Annotated in this window: 15 protein-coding genes; 14 read left to right on the plus strand and 1 reads right to left on the minus strand. The window is 38.5% G+C overall.

What is annotated here, in order from left to right; all coding sequences use genetic code 11:
* Nucleotides 1–3 precede the first annotated feature (3 nt).
* The 7 genes from JJN12_RS05430 (at nucleotide 4) to JJN12_RS05460 (ending at nucleotide 8,802) form a co-directional block, all read left to right on the plus strand.
* The gene (locus JJN12_RS05430; RefSeq protein WP_208428727.1) at nucleotides 4–990 is read left to right on the plus strand and encodes an SGNH/GDSL hydrolase family protein; all 987 of its coding nucleotides are present in this window, start codon (nucleotides 4–6) and stop codon (nucleotides 988–990) included.
* A gap of 126 nt (nucleotides 991–1,116) precedes the next feature.
* Nucleotides 1,117–2,400, plus strand: coding sequence for an ABC transporter substrate-binding protein (locus JJN12_RS05435; RefSeq protein WP_208428728.1), 1,284 nt, complete (start codon nucleotides 1,117–1,119; stop codon nucleotides 2,398–2,400).
* A gap of 56 nt (nucleotides 2,401–2,456) precedes the next feature.
* Entirely contained in the window at nucleotides 2,457–3,362 is a 906-nt protein-coding gene (locus tag JJN12_RS05440) for a carbohydrate ABC transporter permease (protein ID WP_208428729.1), read from the plus strand.
* Nucleotides 3,355–4,194 (plus strand): carbohydrate ABC transporter permease, encoded by an 840-nt coding sequence (locus tag JJN12_RS05445; RefSeq protein ID WP_208428730.1) that lies wholly within the window; start codon nucleotides 3,355–3,357, stop codon nucleotides 4,192–4,194. Before JJN12_RS05440 ends, JJN12_RS05445 begins: the two co-directional genes overlap by 8 nt.
* A gap of 4 nt (nucleotides 4,195–4,198) precedes the next feature.
* A complete protein-coding gene (locus JJN12_RS05450; protein ID WP_208428731.1) occupies nucleotides 4,199–5,146 on the plus strand; it encodes a GNAT family N-acetyltransferase in 948 nt (315 codons plus the stop codon).
* 12 nt (nucleotides 5,147–5,158) lie between these two features.
* Nucleotides 5,159–6,658: a DUF4127 family protein gene (locus JJN12_RS05455; protein WP_208428732.1), complete on the plus strand. Its 1,500-nt coding sequence runs from the start codon at nucleotides 5,159–5,161 to the stop codon at nucleotides 6,656–6,658.
* A 137-nt stretch (nucleotides 6,659–6,795) separates the two neighbouring features.
* Entirely contained in the window at nucleotides 6,796–8,802 is a 2,007-nt protein-coding gene (locus tag JJN12_RS05460) for a methyl-accepting chemotaxis protein (protein WP_208428733.1), read from the plus strand.
* Between the two features lie 115 nt (nucleotides 8,803–8,917).
* Here the strand turns inward: JJN12_RS05460 and JJN12_RS05465 are convergent, their stop codons facing one another.
* Nucleotides 8,918–10,597, minus strand: coding sequence for an alpha-glucosidase (locus JJN12_RS05465; protein WP_208428734.1), 1,680 nt, complete (start codon nucleotides 10,595–10,597; stop codon nucleotides 8,918–8,920).
* Between the two features lie 217 nt (nucleotides 10,598–10,814).
* Here JJN12_RS05465 and JJN12_RS05470 point away from each other — a divergent pair, with 217 nt between their 5' ends.
* Genes JJN12_RS05470 through JJN12_RS05500 form a run of 7 tightly spaced genes read left to right on the plus strand, consistent with a single transcriptional unit; the run spans nucleotide 10,815 to nucleotide 16,008 of the window.
* Complete coding sequence (locus tag JJN12_RS05470; protein WP_208428735.1) at nucleotides 10,815–11,300, plus strand: LURP-one-related/scramblase family protein; 486 nt, start codon at nucleotides 10,815–10,817, stop codon at nucleotides 11,298–11,300.
* An 11-nt stretch (nucleotides 11,301–11,311) separates the two neighbouring features.
* The gene (gene rimO / locus JJN12_RS05475) at nucleotides 11,312–12,706 is read left to right on the plus strand and encodes a 30S ribosomal protein S12 methylthiotransferase RimO (protein WP_208428736.1); all 1,395 of its coding nucleotides are present in this window, start codon (nucleotides 11,312–11,314) and stop codon (nucleotides 12,704–12,706) included.
* 11 nt (nucleotides 12,707–12,717) lie between these two features.
* Nucleotides 12,718–13,257 (plus strand): CDP-diacylglycerol--glycerol-3-phosphate 3-phosphatidyltransferase, encoded by a 540-nt coding sequence (gene pgsA, locus JJN12_RS05480; protein ID WP_208428737.1) that lies wholly within the window; start codon nucleotides 12,718–12,720, stop codon nucleotides 13,255–13,257.
* The gene (locus JJN12_RS05485; protein WP_208428738.1) at nucleotides 13,257–13,739 is read left to right on the plus strand and encodes a CinA family protein; all 483 of its coding nucleotides are present in this window, start codon (nucleotides 13,257–13,259) and stop codon (nucleotides 13,737–13,739) included. Before pgsA ends, JJN12_RS05485 begins: the two co-directional genes overlap by 1 nt.
* 53 nt (nucleotides 13,740–13,792) lie before the next feature.
* Nucleotides 13,793–14,392, plus strand: a complete 600-nt coding sequence (locus JJN12_RS05490; protein ID WP_208428739.1) for a hypothetical protein — start codon at nucleotides 13,793–13,795, stop codon at nucleotides 14,390–14,392.
* Nucleotides 14,385–15,620: a BaiN/RdsA family NAD(P)/FAD-dependent oxidoreductase gene (locus tag JJN12_RS05495; RefSeq protein WP_208428740.1), complete on the plus strand. Its 1,236-nt coding sequence runs from the start codon at nucleotides 14,385–14,387 to the stop codon at nucleotides 15,618–15,620. The genes JJN12_RS05490 and JJN12_RS05495 overlap by 8 nt, the downstream gene beginning before the upstream one ends.
* A 16-nt stretch (nucleotides 15,621–15,636) precedes the next feature.
* The gene (locus JJN12_RS05500; protein WP_208428741.1) at nucleotides 15,637–16,008 is read left to right on the plus strand and encodes a RidA family protein; all 372 of its coding nucleotides are present in this window, start codon (nucleotides 15,637–15,639) and stop codon (nucleotides 16,006–16,008) included.
* Nucleotides 16,009–16,011 lie beyond the last annotated feature (3 nt).

The raw sequence follows: 16,011 nt of genomic DNA on the forward strand, positions 1-16,011 counted from the left end.
CATATGTTTAGTGACAGAGTAAAGCTGCTTGGCAGAACATTTGAAAAGGGTGGCAGATTGCTGCTTAAAGACTCGTATACGGGGCTCTCATTCTACTGTAAGGGAAGTGTGAGGCTTACAATAACACCTGAAAAAGAGACAGATAAGGATAGCTGCCCATATGTTGGCGTGGTAATTGATGATGACCTCGAGGCTGTTAGGAAAATTGCGATAACCCATGAATTAAAAAATGTTAAAGCCACTAAGGGTGATGGAAAAGCTCATAAAATCGAAATAGTTAAACTTACAGAAGAACAATATGGTAATATATATTTTAGCGAACTTTGCTTTGAGGATGAGGATAGTGTTAAGAAGACCGAAAGCTATAATAAAAGTGTATTGTTCATAGGTGATTCCATAACTGCCGGTTATGGAGTGGACGGCATAGATGGAGAAGGGGATTTTACCACCTTTGAGGAAAATGTGCTAAGTTCATCAGCCATTCTTACTGCAAAGAGTATAAATGCTGAGGCTTATGTATTTGCAAGCAGCGGAAACGGCATCATATCCAGATGGATAGAGCCCGACAAAGATGAACCGAATAAAGACGGACTTATGCCTGTTATTTTCCCGTTTGAGAAGGATATCTTCCCTGAGGCTGATTATATATTTGTAAATCTTGGAACTAATGACAACAGCTACATAAAGGGCAAAGCTTGGAGAATAAACAGATTTAAGGAAGAGTATACGAAATTTATAGTAAAACTTAGAAAACTATACCCTAAGTCAATGCTATTTATTGCATTTGGTGTCATGGAGGATGAGCTGCTGCCTGACCTTGAAGCTATGGTAAACAATTATAAGGAAGACTACAAAGATGATAACTGCTTTTTTATAAAGCTTGATAAACAGCAGTTAAGTGAAGGGATTGGCGCAGCCGGACATCCAAGCCTTAACGTGAATAAGAGGGTTTCGGACACCTTGATAAAGGCAATTGAGAATAATTACTAGTAATAGAAAAAGTTAATTGGATTATTTATTTGATTTGTCTATTTTTATTGTATATTTTATACAAAGGTGTTATCATATATAGAGGTTAATACCTGATATTCATTTTAAGGAGGAAAAGAGGAAAAAATGAAAAAAAGATTATTAAGTTTGTTAGCTTGTGCCGCAATAGCTGTTACTACACTTGCGGGCTGTGGTTCAAAGACTGCTAACACAAATTCAGGAAGCGCTGCCACATCATCAAGCCCTGTAGTTTTGGAGTTCTGGACTATATCACTTAAGGCTAACTTTGAAGATTTCTTCAATAAGCTTATAAAGGACTACCAGACTGCTAATCCAAATGTAACCATCAATTGGGTTGATGTACCTTATGAGGATGTTCAGTCTAAGCTCGTTACAGCTGTTGCAGGTGGAACAGCACCTGACGTTGTTAACCTTAATACTCAGATGGCACTTACTCTTGTTGGCCAGGATGCCCTTGTTGACTTAAACAAGGCCGCTACAGCTGAACAGAAGGGCATATATATCGAAAGCCTTTGGAATTCAGCTAAGGTAGGAGACGGTGTTTATGCTTTCCCTTGGTATGCATCACCTGATATTATGTTCTACAACAAAGATCTTATAGAGAAGGGTGGAATCAAGGCTCCTTCAACCTTTGCCAAGGCTCTTGAGAGTGCTGAGAAGTTCCATAAAGATACCAATGCTTATCTTTTCTTGCCGGATGAGTTCTTCAACCTTTTAATTGAAGAAAATATTCCAATCTTAAACGCAGATAAGACAAAGGCAGCATTTAATACACAAGAAGCTGTAGACTTACTTAAAAAGTATAAGTCATATACAGATAAAGGTGTACTTCCAAAGACAAATTGGGGTTCTTGGGACGAAGCTCTTAAGCTGTTTGAATCAGGCAAGCTTGCAATTGTTAGCTCATCAGGTTCTTCACTTAGCAGAATTAAGGATGAAGCACCTGATATCTATAAGAAGATTGCTGTAAGTACACCACTTACAGGAAGTACCGGACTTAGCCGTAACCCACTTATGAACCTTGTAGTACCAACTGCAAGTAAGAATCAGGCAGAGGCTATCAAGTTTGCTAGCTACGTTACAGATGATGCAAATCAGCTTGCCTTCTGTAAGACAGTTTCCATCTTCCCTTCAACCAAGAAGGCAAGTGAGGACAGCTTCTTTACTTCTGATACCAAGACACTTGAAGGACAGGCAAGTGCTATGTCTGCAAAAGCAAGTCTTACTTCTCAGGACTTTTCACTTGGTGTAGCTAACCAGGGAACCATTCAGGCAGCTATTAACAAGGCTTATGAGGCTACTATAGTAAATGGTGATGATATCGAAGGTGCACTTAGACAGGCTGAAGAAGATGTTAATATAATCTTAGCAGATTCAAAAAATCAATAAATAATTTAATGGGGCTGTTACCTTGGGTAGCAACCCCATACTATTTTGGAGGTACTATGTTGGAAGGCAGTAAAGCTAGGAAAAACAGAAAGTTAAAGGAGACAGCAGCCGCTTATGCCTTTATGCTTCCTGCACTTATTATAATTTTCATTTTTACAATTATTCCAATATTTGCTAGTCTTGGACTGATGTTCTTTGACTACTCAGTTCTTGGAAAGACCAGATTTGTTGGATTAGGTAACTTTATCAAGGCTTTTAGTGACAGAGAGTTTATAATTGCTATCAAAAACTCACTTATATTTGTTGCAGTTGTTCCGGTTATTCAGATACTTGCAATACTATTATCTCTTTTAGCAAATATGAAATTGCCGGGTATTGGTATATTCCGTACCCTTTTTTATATACCGGTTATCACCTCTATGGTAGCGGTTTCTATCATCTGGGGCTTTATATTTAATTCAAGTGGAGTAATTAATACCCTTTTAAGCGACTTGGGACTGATTACTCAGCCACTTGGATTCATCAGTGACAAGAAAACAGCCATGCTCTGTCTTATGTTTATTACACTCTGGCAGGGACTTGGTTACTATATGATGATGTACCTTGCAGGACTTCAGGGAATACCATCAGAACTTAGTGAAGCAGCCAAAATAGATGGTGCAGGCACGCTAAAGGTGATTACAAGTATCATCATCCCACAGCTTAAGCCATTTATCTGGTTTTGTACACTTAACTCCATCATTTCAGCTATAGGTGTATTTGATGTAGTTTTTGTGCTTTCTAAGGGAGGGCCTGATAATGCAACCATGGTTATTAACTACTATTCATATACTAAGGCCTTCGGAGAGTTCCGATTCGGATATGCAGCCGCAGTTGGAGCAGTTCAGGCAGTTCTTACAGGTATAGTAAGTATAGCAGTATTTGTATATGGAAGAAGAGGAGGTATGACAAACAATGAGTAATGCTAAGAAAAGAATTAGAACCAAGGTATTGGTTTCAAATACTATATCATACATTCTCTTAATTACAATTGCTCTGATATGTGCAGGCCCATTTCTTTGGCTTTTGCTGTCATCACTTAGAACAGGAGCCAATATATATGACCTAAAGTTCAACCTGGATAGCTTTTCAATATCAAACTATACCGGTGTGATGGAATTTATGAAGCTTCATAAATACGTATGGAACACTATCGTGATTACCGCAGGGGCTATATCAATGGATGTAGTATTTTCTGCAATGTGTGCTTATCCTCTTGCAACTATGAATTTTAAGGGTAAAAATGTTATCTTTGCTATCCTGGTTGCAACTATGATAATTCCTGCTGCTGCCGGTATGATAATCAACTACCTCACGATTTCAAGGATGCATCTTCTTGACAATGCGTTGGGAGTAATCCTTCCTTCATCTGTCAAGACCTTTAGTATCATACTTCTTAGACAGGCCTATCTTGGAGTGCCCAAAGAACTAATCGATGCAGCCAAGATAGATGGTGCAGGGCAGTTTATTACCTGGCTAAAGGTAATGCTTCCGGGCATAGTACCAAGTATATCAACCATAGTCATATTTGACTTCATAGGTAACTGGAATGCCTTTTTGTGGCCTATTATCATATTCAAGGATCCTGCAAAGTACCCTCTTGCAACTGCTTTGCAGTACTTAAACGGTTCTTTTAGTTATAAGTTTGGTTATGTAGCGGCAGGTACAATCTTATCTATTATACCTGTACTTATCGTGTTTATGCTTTGTCAGAAAAATTATATAGAGGCTGTCAGTGGAGCAGTAAAGGGTTGATGATATGGAAAATACGGATATTAAGTTAATTACTAAGGATGATTTGGATGATATCCTCGCAATTTCGGGGGAATCATTTCCTGCTGAATATAATGTAACTAAGGTAAGTCTTAGGCAAAAACTGATAGATGATGCTGACAAGTTTGATGAAGGAAGCCTTATAATAAGAGAAGCCATATCAGGTAAGCCTATAGGATTTATCGGAACTAAGATATCACACAGCGAACTTTATCCTGATACCGGCTGGATAAGCATAGTTGCTGTAGCAAGAGATTATAGGCGCAATGGATATGGCAGGCTTCTTGTCTCCAAAGCCTTGGAGGCGCTTCACAGTGTAGGAGTCAAGAGAGTAAGTGTGGGACAGGAGTTTCATAACTTTTTCTCAGGAATACCTAATCCAAATGACGAGAATATGGGCTTCTTTAACGCTCTTGGGTTTGCTGTAAATGAAGGCAGCCACTTTGATTTGGAAGCTGTAATTACCGATAATACCTACATTGAGAGCTTTGATAATTCTGTATTTATCGGTGAATTTAAGGTTAAAACATATAATGATGATTATGATGAACTTATGAAGTTCTTAGATGCAGAATTTCCGGGAAGATGGGCTTATGAAGTTGACACAGCAATAAAGGCACATAAGGATCCATCTGAAATCGTGTTATTATGGGATAAAAGAGATAATAAAGTTGTTGGATTTTGCATATTGACATCATACAAGGATGATGAGGGAAAAAAGACCGGATATGGAGGGCTTGGTCCTATAGGTATTGCTAAAGCACTTAGAGGCAGACAGGTGGGGAATTTTCTGCTTCGCGAGTCCCTTGTTCAGGCAAAACTTAACGGCATAGTAAGAGTAAATATAGATTGGACCATCCTCGTTAAGTTTTATGGACAATTTGGGTTTATAGTAAAGAGGACCTACATAGCTGCTTATAAAGAATTACAGTAAAGGGATGATGGGATGATGACTAAGATTGTATTATTGCCACTGGATGAGAGACCTTGTAACTTCCTTTTTCCGGGGAAACTATATTCTCATGATGATATTGAAATCGTAACCCCGAATAGGCTCGGAGATAAAAAAATTCCAGCTGATTTGGAAGAGATAGACGAGTTTTTAATTAAAGAATGTAAGAATGCCACCGGTCTTGTGATATCACTTGATATGCTTCTTTACGGAGGACTTGTTCCATCAAGGATTCATCTTGAGAGTGAGGCTAAGCTTAAAGAAAGACTTAGAGTTTTAATGGACATAAGAAAAGCTAATCCAAGGCTTACTATCTACGCTTTTAATGTGATTATGAGGTGTCCGGCTTATTCAAGCAGCGATGAAGAGCCTGATTACTATGAAAATTATGGTAAAGAAATTCATGATTTGGGAGCAGCTCTTCATAAAAGCAGTTTAGGGCTTGAGAGCGATACACCTGTATGTGAGCTTACGGATAAGATACCTAAGGAGTACTTAGATGACTATACATCAAGAAGAAAGGTGAATAAGGCACTCAATTTAGCTTCACTTGATTTGATTAGCGAAAGAATCATCGATGCTCTGGTTATTCCTCAAGATGATTCCTGTAGATTTGGGTTTGCGGCCATTGACCAGGGAGAGATAAGAAAGGCTGTAGCAGAGAAGTCTCTTGAAGATACGGTACTTATGTACCCGGGTGCTGATGAGGTGGAGCTTACACTTATATCAAGGATGATAAATGTGCTTAAGAATAAAAAGCCTAAGGTGTATATCAAGTATGTAACAGACGCAGCAAAGAGCATAATTCCCCTTTATGAAGGAAACATGCTCTCAGGTACACTTAAATATCACATTCTTTCAGCAGGCTGTCAGCTGACGGACACATACGAGATGGCAGACATCATCCTGGTTGTAACTGCACCGGCAGGTAATATGGAGGAGGCTGCATATCAGCCCTCAACCAAGCCGGAGTATTATGCTGAAAGGAATCTCGCAGAGATGGTTGATTTTATAAAGGAGAGGCTTGATGAGGGAAAGATTGTGACTATTGCTGACAATGCCTACGCTAATGGAGGAGACTTGCAGGTGCTAAGGCTTCTTAATGCCAATAACCTGCTTATGAAGGTAGATGGCTATGCAGGCTGGAACACCTCTGCCAATACCATAGGCACAGCCATAGCTGAGGCTGTGGATGCCTATCATTATAAGATAACCAAAGCGCATCTTGATTTCCTTGGACAAAGATATATCGAGGATATAGGATATTGCTCGTTAGTTAGGACTAAAGTCACATCAGAACTTGATAAATATAGCATGAATTATTTTGATGTAAAAGAAAAAGAAGGGGTTATCAGCAGGATTGTTAAAGAAAGATTGAATGAATTTATTAGTAAAGAGCTTTCATCCTTAGGAGGGAAGCTTAAAATAAGCAGTTTAACTCATCCTTGGAAAAGGATGTTTGAGATTGATGTGGAAGTTGACTTCCATTCATAAAAAAGTTCGAGAAAATGTGAAATTTACCCTTAAGTTATAGTTCATCTTGTCCGATATATATAATAGTGTTTAGATGGCACACATTCTAATAGTGCACTGTTATAAAATACTATTAATATTTTTCAATGGAGGGAAAGATGAAAAAAACATCAATTAAGACAGTGATTGCTGCGTGTATTGTAGGTATGCTGATCCTCTCAAATGTGATTATGCGGCTTATTAACCAGAGCACAATCGAAAAGTATTTCACAAATCAGATACACGACGATATGTCAGTTATCATTGACCAGGCTGCAATGCGTATGGAGGCAGAGTTAAAGTCTGTTGAAAGAACAGTAGACGAGCTTTCAAGAAACACTATGCTTACCGACGATAAGGTATCTTGGAAAGACAAGGTTGCTTTCTTTAGTAAGAGATCTGAGGATCTTGGATTTACTAACTTCTTTTATACTGACAAAGCAGGTATGTGCGTGAACCTTACTGAAACTGCTGATAAGTTTGATGTTTCAGCCAATGATTACTTCAAACAGGCTATCCAGGGCAAGACCTCTATATCAAAGGTTAGAACCGATAACATAGATGGTTCAAAGATTGTTATAGTAGCTGCTCCCTTATACAGGAACGGTGAAATCGATGGTATATTTGCCGGAGTTAAGCCTACTAAGTTTATGAATGAAATCTGTGGTACATTTAAGTGGGAGAAGACAGGTATCCTTGCTGTATATGATGAGGATACTAACTTAATTGGACACACCGATCAGGAGCTTGTGAAGGATAAGATAAATATCTTAGAGAAGGCAAGTGATCCTGAATATAAAGAAGTAGCAGAATTCTTCCAGAATGAAATTATGACTAAGGAATCAGGAATAGGCGAGTATACCTTCCTCGGACAGAAAAAGCTTGCAGGATTTTATAACTTTGCTGAAAGAGGAATCACAGTTATAGTTTCTATTGACCAGAGCGAAGTATTTGATGCTGTGACAAAGCTTACAACATTACTCCTTATAGTTGGTCTTGTTATAATTGCAATAGGAGTTGTATTCTCATTTATCATAGCTTCAAGGATAGCTAAGCCTATCAATTCGCTTAAGGCTGATATAAATGAACTTTCATCATATAATCTCAGTGCTGCTCCTAAGAATGATTATTCTAAGAGAAGAGATGAGATTGGAGATATATACAGAGCTACTCAGGACCTCAAGAACAAATTCATCGAGATAGTTGAGAAGATGAAGCAGTCTTCTTCTGAGCTTAGTGCTTCCTGCAACAGCTTCTTAGAGAAAGCTGAGAAGGTAAGCCACTCATCAGAAGAGATTGCAAAGACTCTTGAAGAAGTTGCACAGGGTGTTACATCTCAGGCTGAGGATACTCAGGTTGGTGTAATTCAGGTACAGAACCTCAGTAACCTCATTGAACAAAACAGCACTAACCTTAAGATACTTGGTGATGCTTCAAACAATGCGGAGAATCTTAAGAATGAAGGTCTTGTTACTATGGAGGGACTTCTTAAGTCTACAGAGAACAGCAAGGCAATATCTAATGACATTAAGGAAGCTATTGACAATACACAGAGCTCAGTTGATGAGATTAAAGTTGCCGGTGAAATGATTCGTTCTATCGCTGAGCAGACCAACCTTCTTGCGCTTAATGCGGCTATTGAGGCTGCAAGAGCAGGTGAGGCAGGAAAGGGCTTTGCGGTTGTAGCTGAGGAAATCAGAAAGCTTGCTGAGAACTCAAGTAAGTTTACAGAGAATATCAACCAGTCAGTAAGCGAACTTTTAACAAGAACAGCTTATGCGGTTGAGAAGATAAATGAATCTACTGAAATTGTTGAGAATCAGTCACATAATGTAGATGAAGTTAGTGTACGCTTTGACGGTATATCTGATGCTATTACTGAGCTTAAGTCAGCTATGGACGAAATCGTAGCATCTAATAAGCAGTTCAGTGAGGCACAGGAGAAGCTGTACACAGTTATGGAAAATGCTTCTGCTCTTTCAGAAGAGAACTCTGCTTCAGCGGAAGAAATCTCAGCTTCTACACAGGAACAGGCTGCTACCTTTGAAGAGGTTAAGGATGAGAGCCAGGCTCTTATGGAACTCTCTAGAGACCTTGATGAGGTTATTCAGAAGTTTAAGTTGTAATTCTTATAAAAATGAAGTGGGTGCCGTAAGGTACCCACTTTTTTAACGCAAATAAACTTTTAGAACATATAAGCGGCGATATCAATATGGTGGCTTTTACGCTTATATAGCAATATTATTCAACCTCTAATATCACGCACTGATAAGGACTAAGCTTTATGGTGCTATCGTTTACAAATTCTACCTTCTTCATATTTGATAAGATATTAGTCTTGCATTTCTTTTCAAGCTTTACAGTTTTTTCTTCTTTCTCAAAATTGCCAAGTACAAGCAGGGTTTGTTTTTCGCCTTCTCTGTAAAATGCCATAAGATTATGCTCATTTTCAAGGTAAGGCACCACCTCTCCATAGACGATTGTATCCTTATATGCTTCATTTTTTCTAAGAGCAGTTAACTTCCTGTAGTAGTTAAGAACAGAGTTTTCATCATCTATCTGAGACTTTACATTGATTTTTTTGTATTTAGGGTTGACCATAAGCCAAGGAGTTCCTGTGGTAAATCCGGTATTGTCACTGTCATCCCACTGCATAGGAGTTCTTGCATTATCCCTGCTGAACTTCTTAACAGCATTAAATGCATCCTCTTTTGACAGACCTGCATCAAGTGCATTCTGATACTCACCTATAGAAGATATGTCATCTATTTCCTCCATACCTGTAAAATCACAGTTTTCCATACCTATTTCCTGCCCCTGATAGATGAAAGGAAGTCCCTTCATCATAAGCTGCATAGTTCCAAGAAGTTTCTTTGAGTCATCGTTTATATCACAGGTCTGAAGGAAATAACTGGCACCTCTTGGTAAATCGTGGTTTTCTATGATTGTAGAAATATAACCTAAATCATTTACTCTAGCTTGAGTTTCAAAGCAGCAGTTTCTATAGTCATCAGGTGTAATTGGCTTTGCAGCATACCACCCCTTGTCACTCTTGCCAAATCCTACCTCGTTAAAGTCAAACATAGTTGAAAAATGGCCGTCATCACCTATAAATATAGGGATATCCTCCGTTCTGTCTGTAAATACCTCTCCAACTGTAAATGCGTCGTGTTTATCAAAGGTATGTAGTCTAAGCTCATGAAGGTAGGTATCTACATTTTTTGCATCACCAAGCATCTTCGCACATATAACGGTGCCATCTTCCCTGTCGGGAGGATAGTTATAAGAGGTAAATGGAAGAGCCTTGCTTATATTCATTATGGCATCGACTCTAAAACCTGCAAGCCCCTTATCGAGCCACCAGTTAATCATTTTGTAGATTTCATCACGAAGCTTAGGGTTCTCCCAGTTTAAATCCGGTTGCTTTTTATGAAAGAGGTGAAGATAATATTTATCAGTTCCTTCAATCTTTTCCCAGGCACTTCCGCCAAAGTAGGAGCGCCAGTTATTTGGAGGGTTGCCATTTACTCCGTCTTCTATGAAAAAATATTTGGCATACTCACTATCCAGATCTGCCATAGCTTTCTTAAACCATTCGTGCTCGTCAGAACAGTGATTGATAACCAAGTCCATCAAGATGTACATATTTCTCTTCTTTGCCTCTACAAGCAATTCATCCATATCAGCCATGGTTCCAAATCTTGGATCTATATCATAGTAATCCGCTATATCATAGCCCTGGTCAGCAAGCGGAGAAGGATAGCAGGGTGAAAGCCATATGATGTCAACACCCAGCTCCTTAAGGTAATCAAGCTTGTTAATTACACCTCTTAAATCGCCTATTCCATTTCCTTTTGTATCCAAAAAGCTCTTTGGATATATTTGATATGCTACCTTTTCGTGCCACCATTTTTTCTTCATCTATACTCTCCTTTAATCATTATTTCGTCACCATTTGAATGTAATTATTCTGCAATCAGTCTTACACTATCCTGACACTTGTATAATATAACAAACTAAAGGCTATATCAATACTTAATAGAATTATTTGATTATCTAAGGGAATTGATATATACTATCTAAGTACGATAAAATTTAAGTTGATGTATAAAAGTGATGGAGATTAAGGAGCTTTCTTATGTATGAATTATATATTAAACAGAAGGTATTTAAGATAACTGACCACTATGAGGTTATGGATTCAAATCAAAATCCTGTCTATCGTGTAGATCAGGACTTCAGACTGGTAGGCAATACAGTACATGTTAGCAGGATGGACGGCAGTGAGGCCTTTGTTATCAATAAAAGGGTGCTTACAATAATGCCTAAGTATGATGTCGATTTTAGCAATGGGAAAACGGCATTTATTAAGCAAAAATTTACTTTTTTTATAAAGTCAATAGATATGTATTTTGATAATAAGTTACTTAGTCTCGATGGAAGCTTATGGGATTTGGATTTTAGAGTGTTTTCTGATAACAATGAGATTGGTAATATCAGTAGGAAAATTCTTGCTTGGGGGGATACCTATGTAATTAGCGTATTTGATCCTGAATTTGAAGAAGCCTTGCTGGCACTGACAATTGCGGTTGACAATATTAAGGATAATGAAGGAAACGGTTGATTGGAGAGTAAATGACAGAAAAAATATATCTGGTATCGCTTGGCTGCGATAAAAACCTTGTAGACTCAGAAATTATGCTTGGGCTTTTAAGTAAAGAAGGCTATGCGATAACTAATGAGCTTAGTGAAGCTGACTATGCCATAGTAAATAGCTGCTGCTTCATTGGGGATGCAAAAGAAGAAAGTATAAATACAATTATAGAAATAGGGGAACTTAAAAAAGAAGGTAAGCTTAAAGGACTCATTGTGACAGGCTGTCTTGCACAAAGATACCAGTCAATGATTACTGATGAACTTCCTGAGGCAGATGCTGTTATAGGTACAACTGCTTATGATAACATTGTATCTGCCATTGCTGAGATAAAGTCTAAAAATGGCTTAGCTGATAAATCTCTCTACATAGAGGACCTTGAAAGGCTGGCTGGAGGAGAGGAACACAGACTCGTGCCTGCCGGAGAGATTTCATCTTATATTAAGATAGCGGAAGGCTGTAACAAACGCTGCACTTACTGTATTATTCCGTATATCCGTGGTAATTATAGAAGTATTCCTATGGAAACAATTGTTAAAGAGGCAGAAGAGTTGGCTAAACAGGGAACAAAAGAGCTTCTTTTGGTGGCTCAGGAGACTACACTGTATGGAGTTGACATTTACGGTAAGAAAGCACTTCCTGATTTAGTTCACGAATTATCAGAAATAAGTGGAATTGAATGGATAAGACTGTTATACTGTTATCCGGAAGAAATAACAGATGAGATAATTGAAGCAATCAAGAATGAAAAAAAGGTCTGTCATTACATAGATTTGCCTATTCAGCATAGTTCTGATGCAATTCTAAGGAAAATGGCAAGAAAGACAAATCAGGCTGAACTGAGGGAGAGAATTGCTAAACTTCGTAAAGAGATACCTGATATCACCCTTAGGACTACACTTATCACAGGTTTCCCGGGTGAAACTGAAGAAGACTTTAAGGAGCTTTACAACTTTGTAGACGAGATGGAATTTGACCGTCTGGGGGTGTTTACATATTCTGCCGAGGAGGGTACTCCTGCTGCTGAAATGGATGGTCAGGTAGACGAAGAAGTAAAAACCGCCAGAAGGAATGAAATAATGGAGCTTCAGCAGGAGATATCGGCTGAAAAAGCAGAGGGTAGAATAGGGAAGGTCTATGAAGTCCTTGTTGAAGGCACGGTACCTGTTGATTCTGTTAATGGCGAGGCTTTTGCTTCAATTATGGAGGTAAACGAAGATGGAAAGAAAGTCTATATAGGAAGAACCTATATGGATGCTCCTGATGTTGACGGACAGGTGTTTTTTGAATCTGACTACGAAATTATGTCAGGTGAGCTTGTGGAGGTTGAAATAATTGCCTCAGACGAGTATGATTTATTTGGAGTATTGATTTAGGAGGAGATAATATGAATCTGCCTAATAAGATTACGGTATTCAGGATACTTATGATACCATTTTTTGTGGCATGTATGCTTATTAAAGAAATCCCATATCATGAGATTATAGCGGGAGTAATATTTATAATTGCTGCACTTTCAGACCTTGTTGACGGCAAGATAGCAAGACGATTTAATCTTGTCACCAATTTTGGTAAGTTTATGGATCCGCTTGCGGATAAGCTGCTTGTTCAGTCTGCCCTGCTTTGCTTTGTTGCGAACGGACTTTTACCTGCCTGGATTGCAATTGTTATAATGAGCAGGGAGTTTATTATAAGCGGTTTTAGGCTTGTTGCTGCAGATAAAGGAATAGTGATAGCGGCTGGTTACCTGGGAAAGCTTAAAACCGTATTTCAGATGGTGATGAGTGTTATGTTGATTTTCCATTTTTCTCATCCTGTTTGGCTTGCTACGGAGCAGATTTTTATATGGGGTTCACTCATACTGACAATTGTTTCACTTATTGATTATTTTATCAAAAATAAAGATGTGCTAAAGGAAACAAAGTAATGAAACTTGAAGAAGAGGTAGTTCAAAGGCTATTAGAGAAAAAATTAACAATTACAACGGCAGAGTCCTGCACAGGAGGACTAATAGGTGCCACTATTGTAAATGTATCCGGTGCTTCAGGCTGTTTTAACGAGGGCTATATTACTTATGCAAATGAAGCAAAAGTGAGGCTTTTAGGAGTGAAGGAAGAAAACATAAGTAAATACGGCGTGGTCAGCGATATAGTTGTTAAAGAGATGGCAAAAGGGGCATTAAAGTCTGCTTCTGCCGACATAGCGGTAGCTGTATCGGGGATAGCAGGCCCGCTTGGCGGTAGCCCTTCAAAGCCTGTAGGTACTGTGTTTATTGGTCTTTGCATTAAGGATAAAAATACGAAAGCTCTGTCTTGTAGAGCCTATGAATTTCATTTTCAGGGTGATAGAACAGAGATTAGACATAAAACTGTACAGGAAGCATTAAAAATTATTCTATCTGCCACATAATTGACAACAACCCTCCTTATTCTATATATGTGATAATAGGAAAGGAGGGTTCAATGTTTAAAAAATTAAGAGGAATTATATTGTGTGTAGTAGCCGCTTCCCTGGTTTTGACTTCGTGTGGAAACAAAGCGGATAATGATAAAAAAGAAGCTTCTAAAACTGAATCATCTGTCGGAAATTCTGTAAATGGTTCATCAAGTGTAGTAAATACTGTGATAAAAGTTCCTGAAAAGGGTGGAAATTCTAAGCATATAAGCATTACTCAGCAAAAGGTGACCATATATTCTGTTGATGCTGAAAGTGATAAGATACAAGCTAAAAACAGTATGATAACCATAAAGGAAGAACTGATACCTCAGGATATTATTGATGCTGTATTGTTTGAACTTGATGACTTGATAGATGGTGATGCAATTGCTAATACCTTGACAGACAAGGATTCTGTTACGATAAATTTTATTACCAAGAACAAAGACTACCCTTTTGGAAAGAAGTCTCAGGTAGAGGATGTTGTTGTACTTGATTGCATATCGTACAGTATATTTGACAATTTTAAGGATTTTAAGAAAATTTATTTTAAATTGAATGGAGAGGCATTTAGGTCGAAACAGCTTAAGCTGTCAGATACTAAGCCGTTTATGATAAATGAGTAAAGTATTGGTAATAGGTGCCGGAGCTGCCGGTAGCATGGCTGCTATATTTGCGGCGAGGGCGGGAAATGATGTCATTGTATTTGAAAAAAATGCCAAGACCGGTAAGAAGATTTATATTACAGGTAAGGGGCGCTGTAACCTTACTAATGCTGTAGAAAATGAGGAGCTTATAAAGAACACCATACGGAATCCTAAGTTTATGTACAGTGCCTACTCAGCATTTTCAAGTAACGACACTATTGGTTTCTTTGAGAAACTAAATTGTCCGATAAAGGTAGAGAGAGGAAATAGGGCATTTCCCGAAAGTGACCATTCCTCAGATATAATCAAAGCACTTGATAAGGCAATGGAAGAGGCAGGGGTCAAAGTCAGATATAATACACCTGTAGAACAGCTTGTTATCAGTGATGATGGAGCCACTATAAAGGGTATTAAACTAAGAGATGGTAAGATGGTTGAAGCCGATAAGGTTATTGTGGCTACAGGTGGAATATCCTACAGGTCAACAGGCTCAACAGGGGATGGGTATGAGTTTGCAAAGCAGGCAGGGCATACCGTCAAAGATTTAAGGCCCAGTCTTGTAGCCCTTGAGGTAAAAGAGAGCTTTGTAAAAGAACTTGAAGGTCTTTCACTAAAAAATGTCAGAGTTATAGTTAAGAACGGTAAGAAGACTTTGTTTAATGAACTAGGCGAGATGCTATTTACCAGAAACGGCGTAAGCGGTCCTCTTATTCTCTCTGCAAGCAGTATTGCAGGTGACATATTTTATAGTGAGGGTGGAGAGTTAAGTATAGACTTAAAGCCTGCACTTACTGAGGATGAACTGGACGCAAGACTTCTTAGGGATTTTACTGAGTTTAGGGCTAAGGCGCTTAAGAATGCTCTTGATAAGCTCTTGCCTAAAAGCCTAATTCCTGTTTTTCTAGAGAGAACAAAAATTAATACAGAAAAAAAGGCAGGGGACTTAACTAAATCAGAAAGAAGTGTTATAATAGGGTTGCTTAAGCATTTTACACTGCAGGTAACAGGGCTTAGAGGCTATGAAGAAGCAGTTATAACAAAAGGTGGAGTATCTGTTAAAGAAATCAATCCTAAAACAATGGAGTCTAAGTTAGTGAAAGGACTTTATTTTGTTGGAGAGGTCTTGGATGTAGATGCTCTTACCGGTGGATTTAACCTGCAGATTGCGTGGTCTACAGGTGTAGTTGCAGGTAGTGATATTATTTAATTAAGGGGGTATTACAATGAATAAGCTAAACACAGACAAGGCACCGGCAGCAATCGGACCATACAGCCAGGGTGTAGAGGTACAGGGACTTGTATTTACAAGTGGTCAGATACCAATCAATCCGGCAGTAGGAAAGATTGAGGCAGAGGGAATTGAGGCTCAGGCAGAACAGTCTTGCAAGAATGTTGAGGCTGTACTTGAAGCAGCAGGTCTTTCTATGAATGATGTAGTAAAGACAACCTGTCTGCTTGCCAACATGGAAGACTTTGCGGTATTTAATAAAGTATATGAGAAATACTTTATTAGCAAGCCTGCAAGATCCTGCTTTGCAGTAAAAGCACTTCCGGCAGGTGCATTGGTTGAGATTGAAGCTATTGCTTCTAAGTAAAAT

Origin of the sequence: Catonella massiliensis (assembly GCF_016651435.1) — a bacterium.
In the GTDB taxonomy this organism is placed as follows: domain Bacteria; phylum Bacillota; class Clostridia; order Lachnospirales; family Lachnospiraceae; genus Catonella; species Catonella massiliensis.

What these genes read in the sequence shown, in the direction of transcription:
- JJN12_RS05430 (WP_208428727.1), top strand. Translation starts at nt 4, where the DNA reads ATGTTTAGTGACAGAGTAAAGCTGCTTGGCAGAACATTTGAAAAGGGT.
- JJN12_RS05435 (WP_208428728.1), top strand. Translation starts at nt 1,117, where the DNA reads ATGAAAAAAAGATTATTAAGTTTGTTAGCTTGTGCCGCAATAGCTGTT.
- JJN12_RS05440 (WP_208428729.1), top strand. Translation starts at nt 2,457, where the DNA reads ATGTTGGAAGGCAGTAAAGCTAGGAAAAACAGAAAGTTAAAGGAGACA.
- JJN12_RS05445 (WP_208428730.1), top strand. Translation starts at nt 3,355, where the DNA reads ATGAGTAATGCTAAGAAAAGAATTAGAACCAAGGTATTGGTTTCAAAT.
- JJN12_RS05450 (WP_208428731.1), top strand. Translation starts at nt 4,199, where the DNA reads ATGGAAAATACGGATATTAAGTTAATTACTAAGGATGATTTGGATGAT.
- JJN12_RS05455 (WP_208428732.1), top strand. Translation starts at nt 5,159, where the DNA reads ATGATGACTAAGATTGTATTATTGCCACTGGATGAGAGACCTTGTAAC.
- JJN12_RS05460 (WP_208428733.1), top strand. Translation starts at nt 6,796, where the DNA reads ATGAAAAAAACATCAATTAAGACAGTGATTGCTGCGTGTATTGTAGGT.
- JJN12_RS05465 (WP_208428734.1), bottom strand. Translation starts at nt 10,597, where the DNA reads ATGAAGAAAAAATGGTGGCACGAAAAGGTAGCATATCAAATATATCCA.
- JJN12_RS05470 (WP_208428735.1), top strand. Translation starts at nt 10,815, where the DNA reads ATGTATGAATTATATATTAAACAGAAGGTATTTAAGATAACTGACCAC.
- rimO (WP_208428736.1), top strand. Translation starts at nt 11,312, where the DNA reads ATGACAGAAAAAATATATCTGGTATCGCTTGGCTGCGATAAAAACCTT.
- pgsA (WP_208428737.1), top strand. Translation starts at nt 12,718, where the DNA reads ATGAATCTGCCTAATAAGATTACGGTATTCAGGATACTTATGATACCA.
- JJN12_RS05485 (WP_208428738.1), top strand. Translation starts at nt 13,257, where the DNA reads ATGAAACTTGAAGAAGAGGTAGTTCAAAGGCTATTAGAGAAAAAATTA.
- JJN12_RS05490 (WP_208428739.1), top strand. Translation starts at nt 13,793, where the DNA reads ATGTTTAAAAAATTAAGAGGAATTATATTGTGTGTAGTAGCCGCTTCC.
- JJN12_RS05495 (WP_208428740.1), top strand. Translation starts at nt 14,385, where the DNA reads ATGAGTAAAGTATTGGTAATAGGTGCCGGAGCTGCCGGTAGCATGGCT.
- JJN12_RS05500 (WP_208428741.1), top strand. Translation starts at nt 15,637, where the DNA reads ATGAATAAGCTAAACACAGACAAGGCACCGGCAGCAATCGGACCATAC.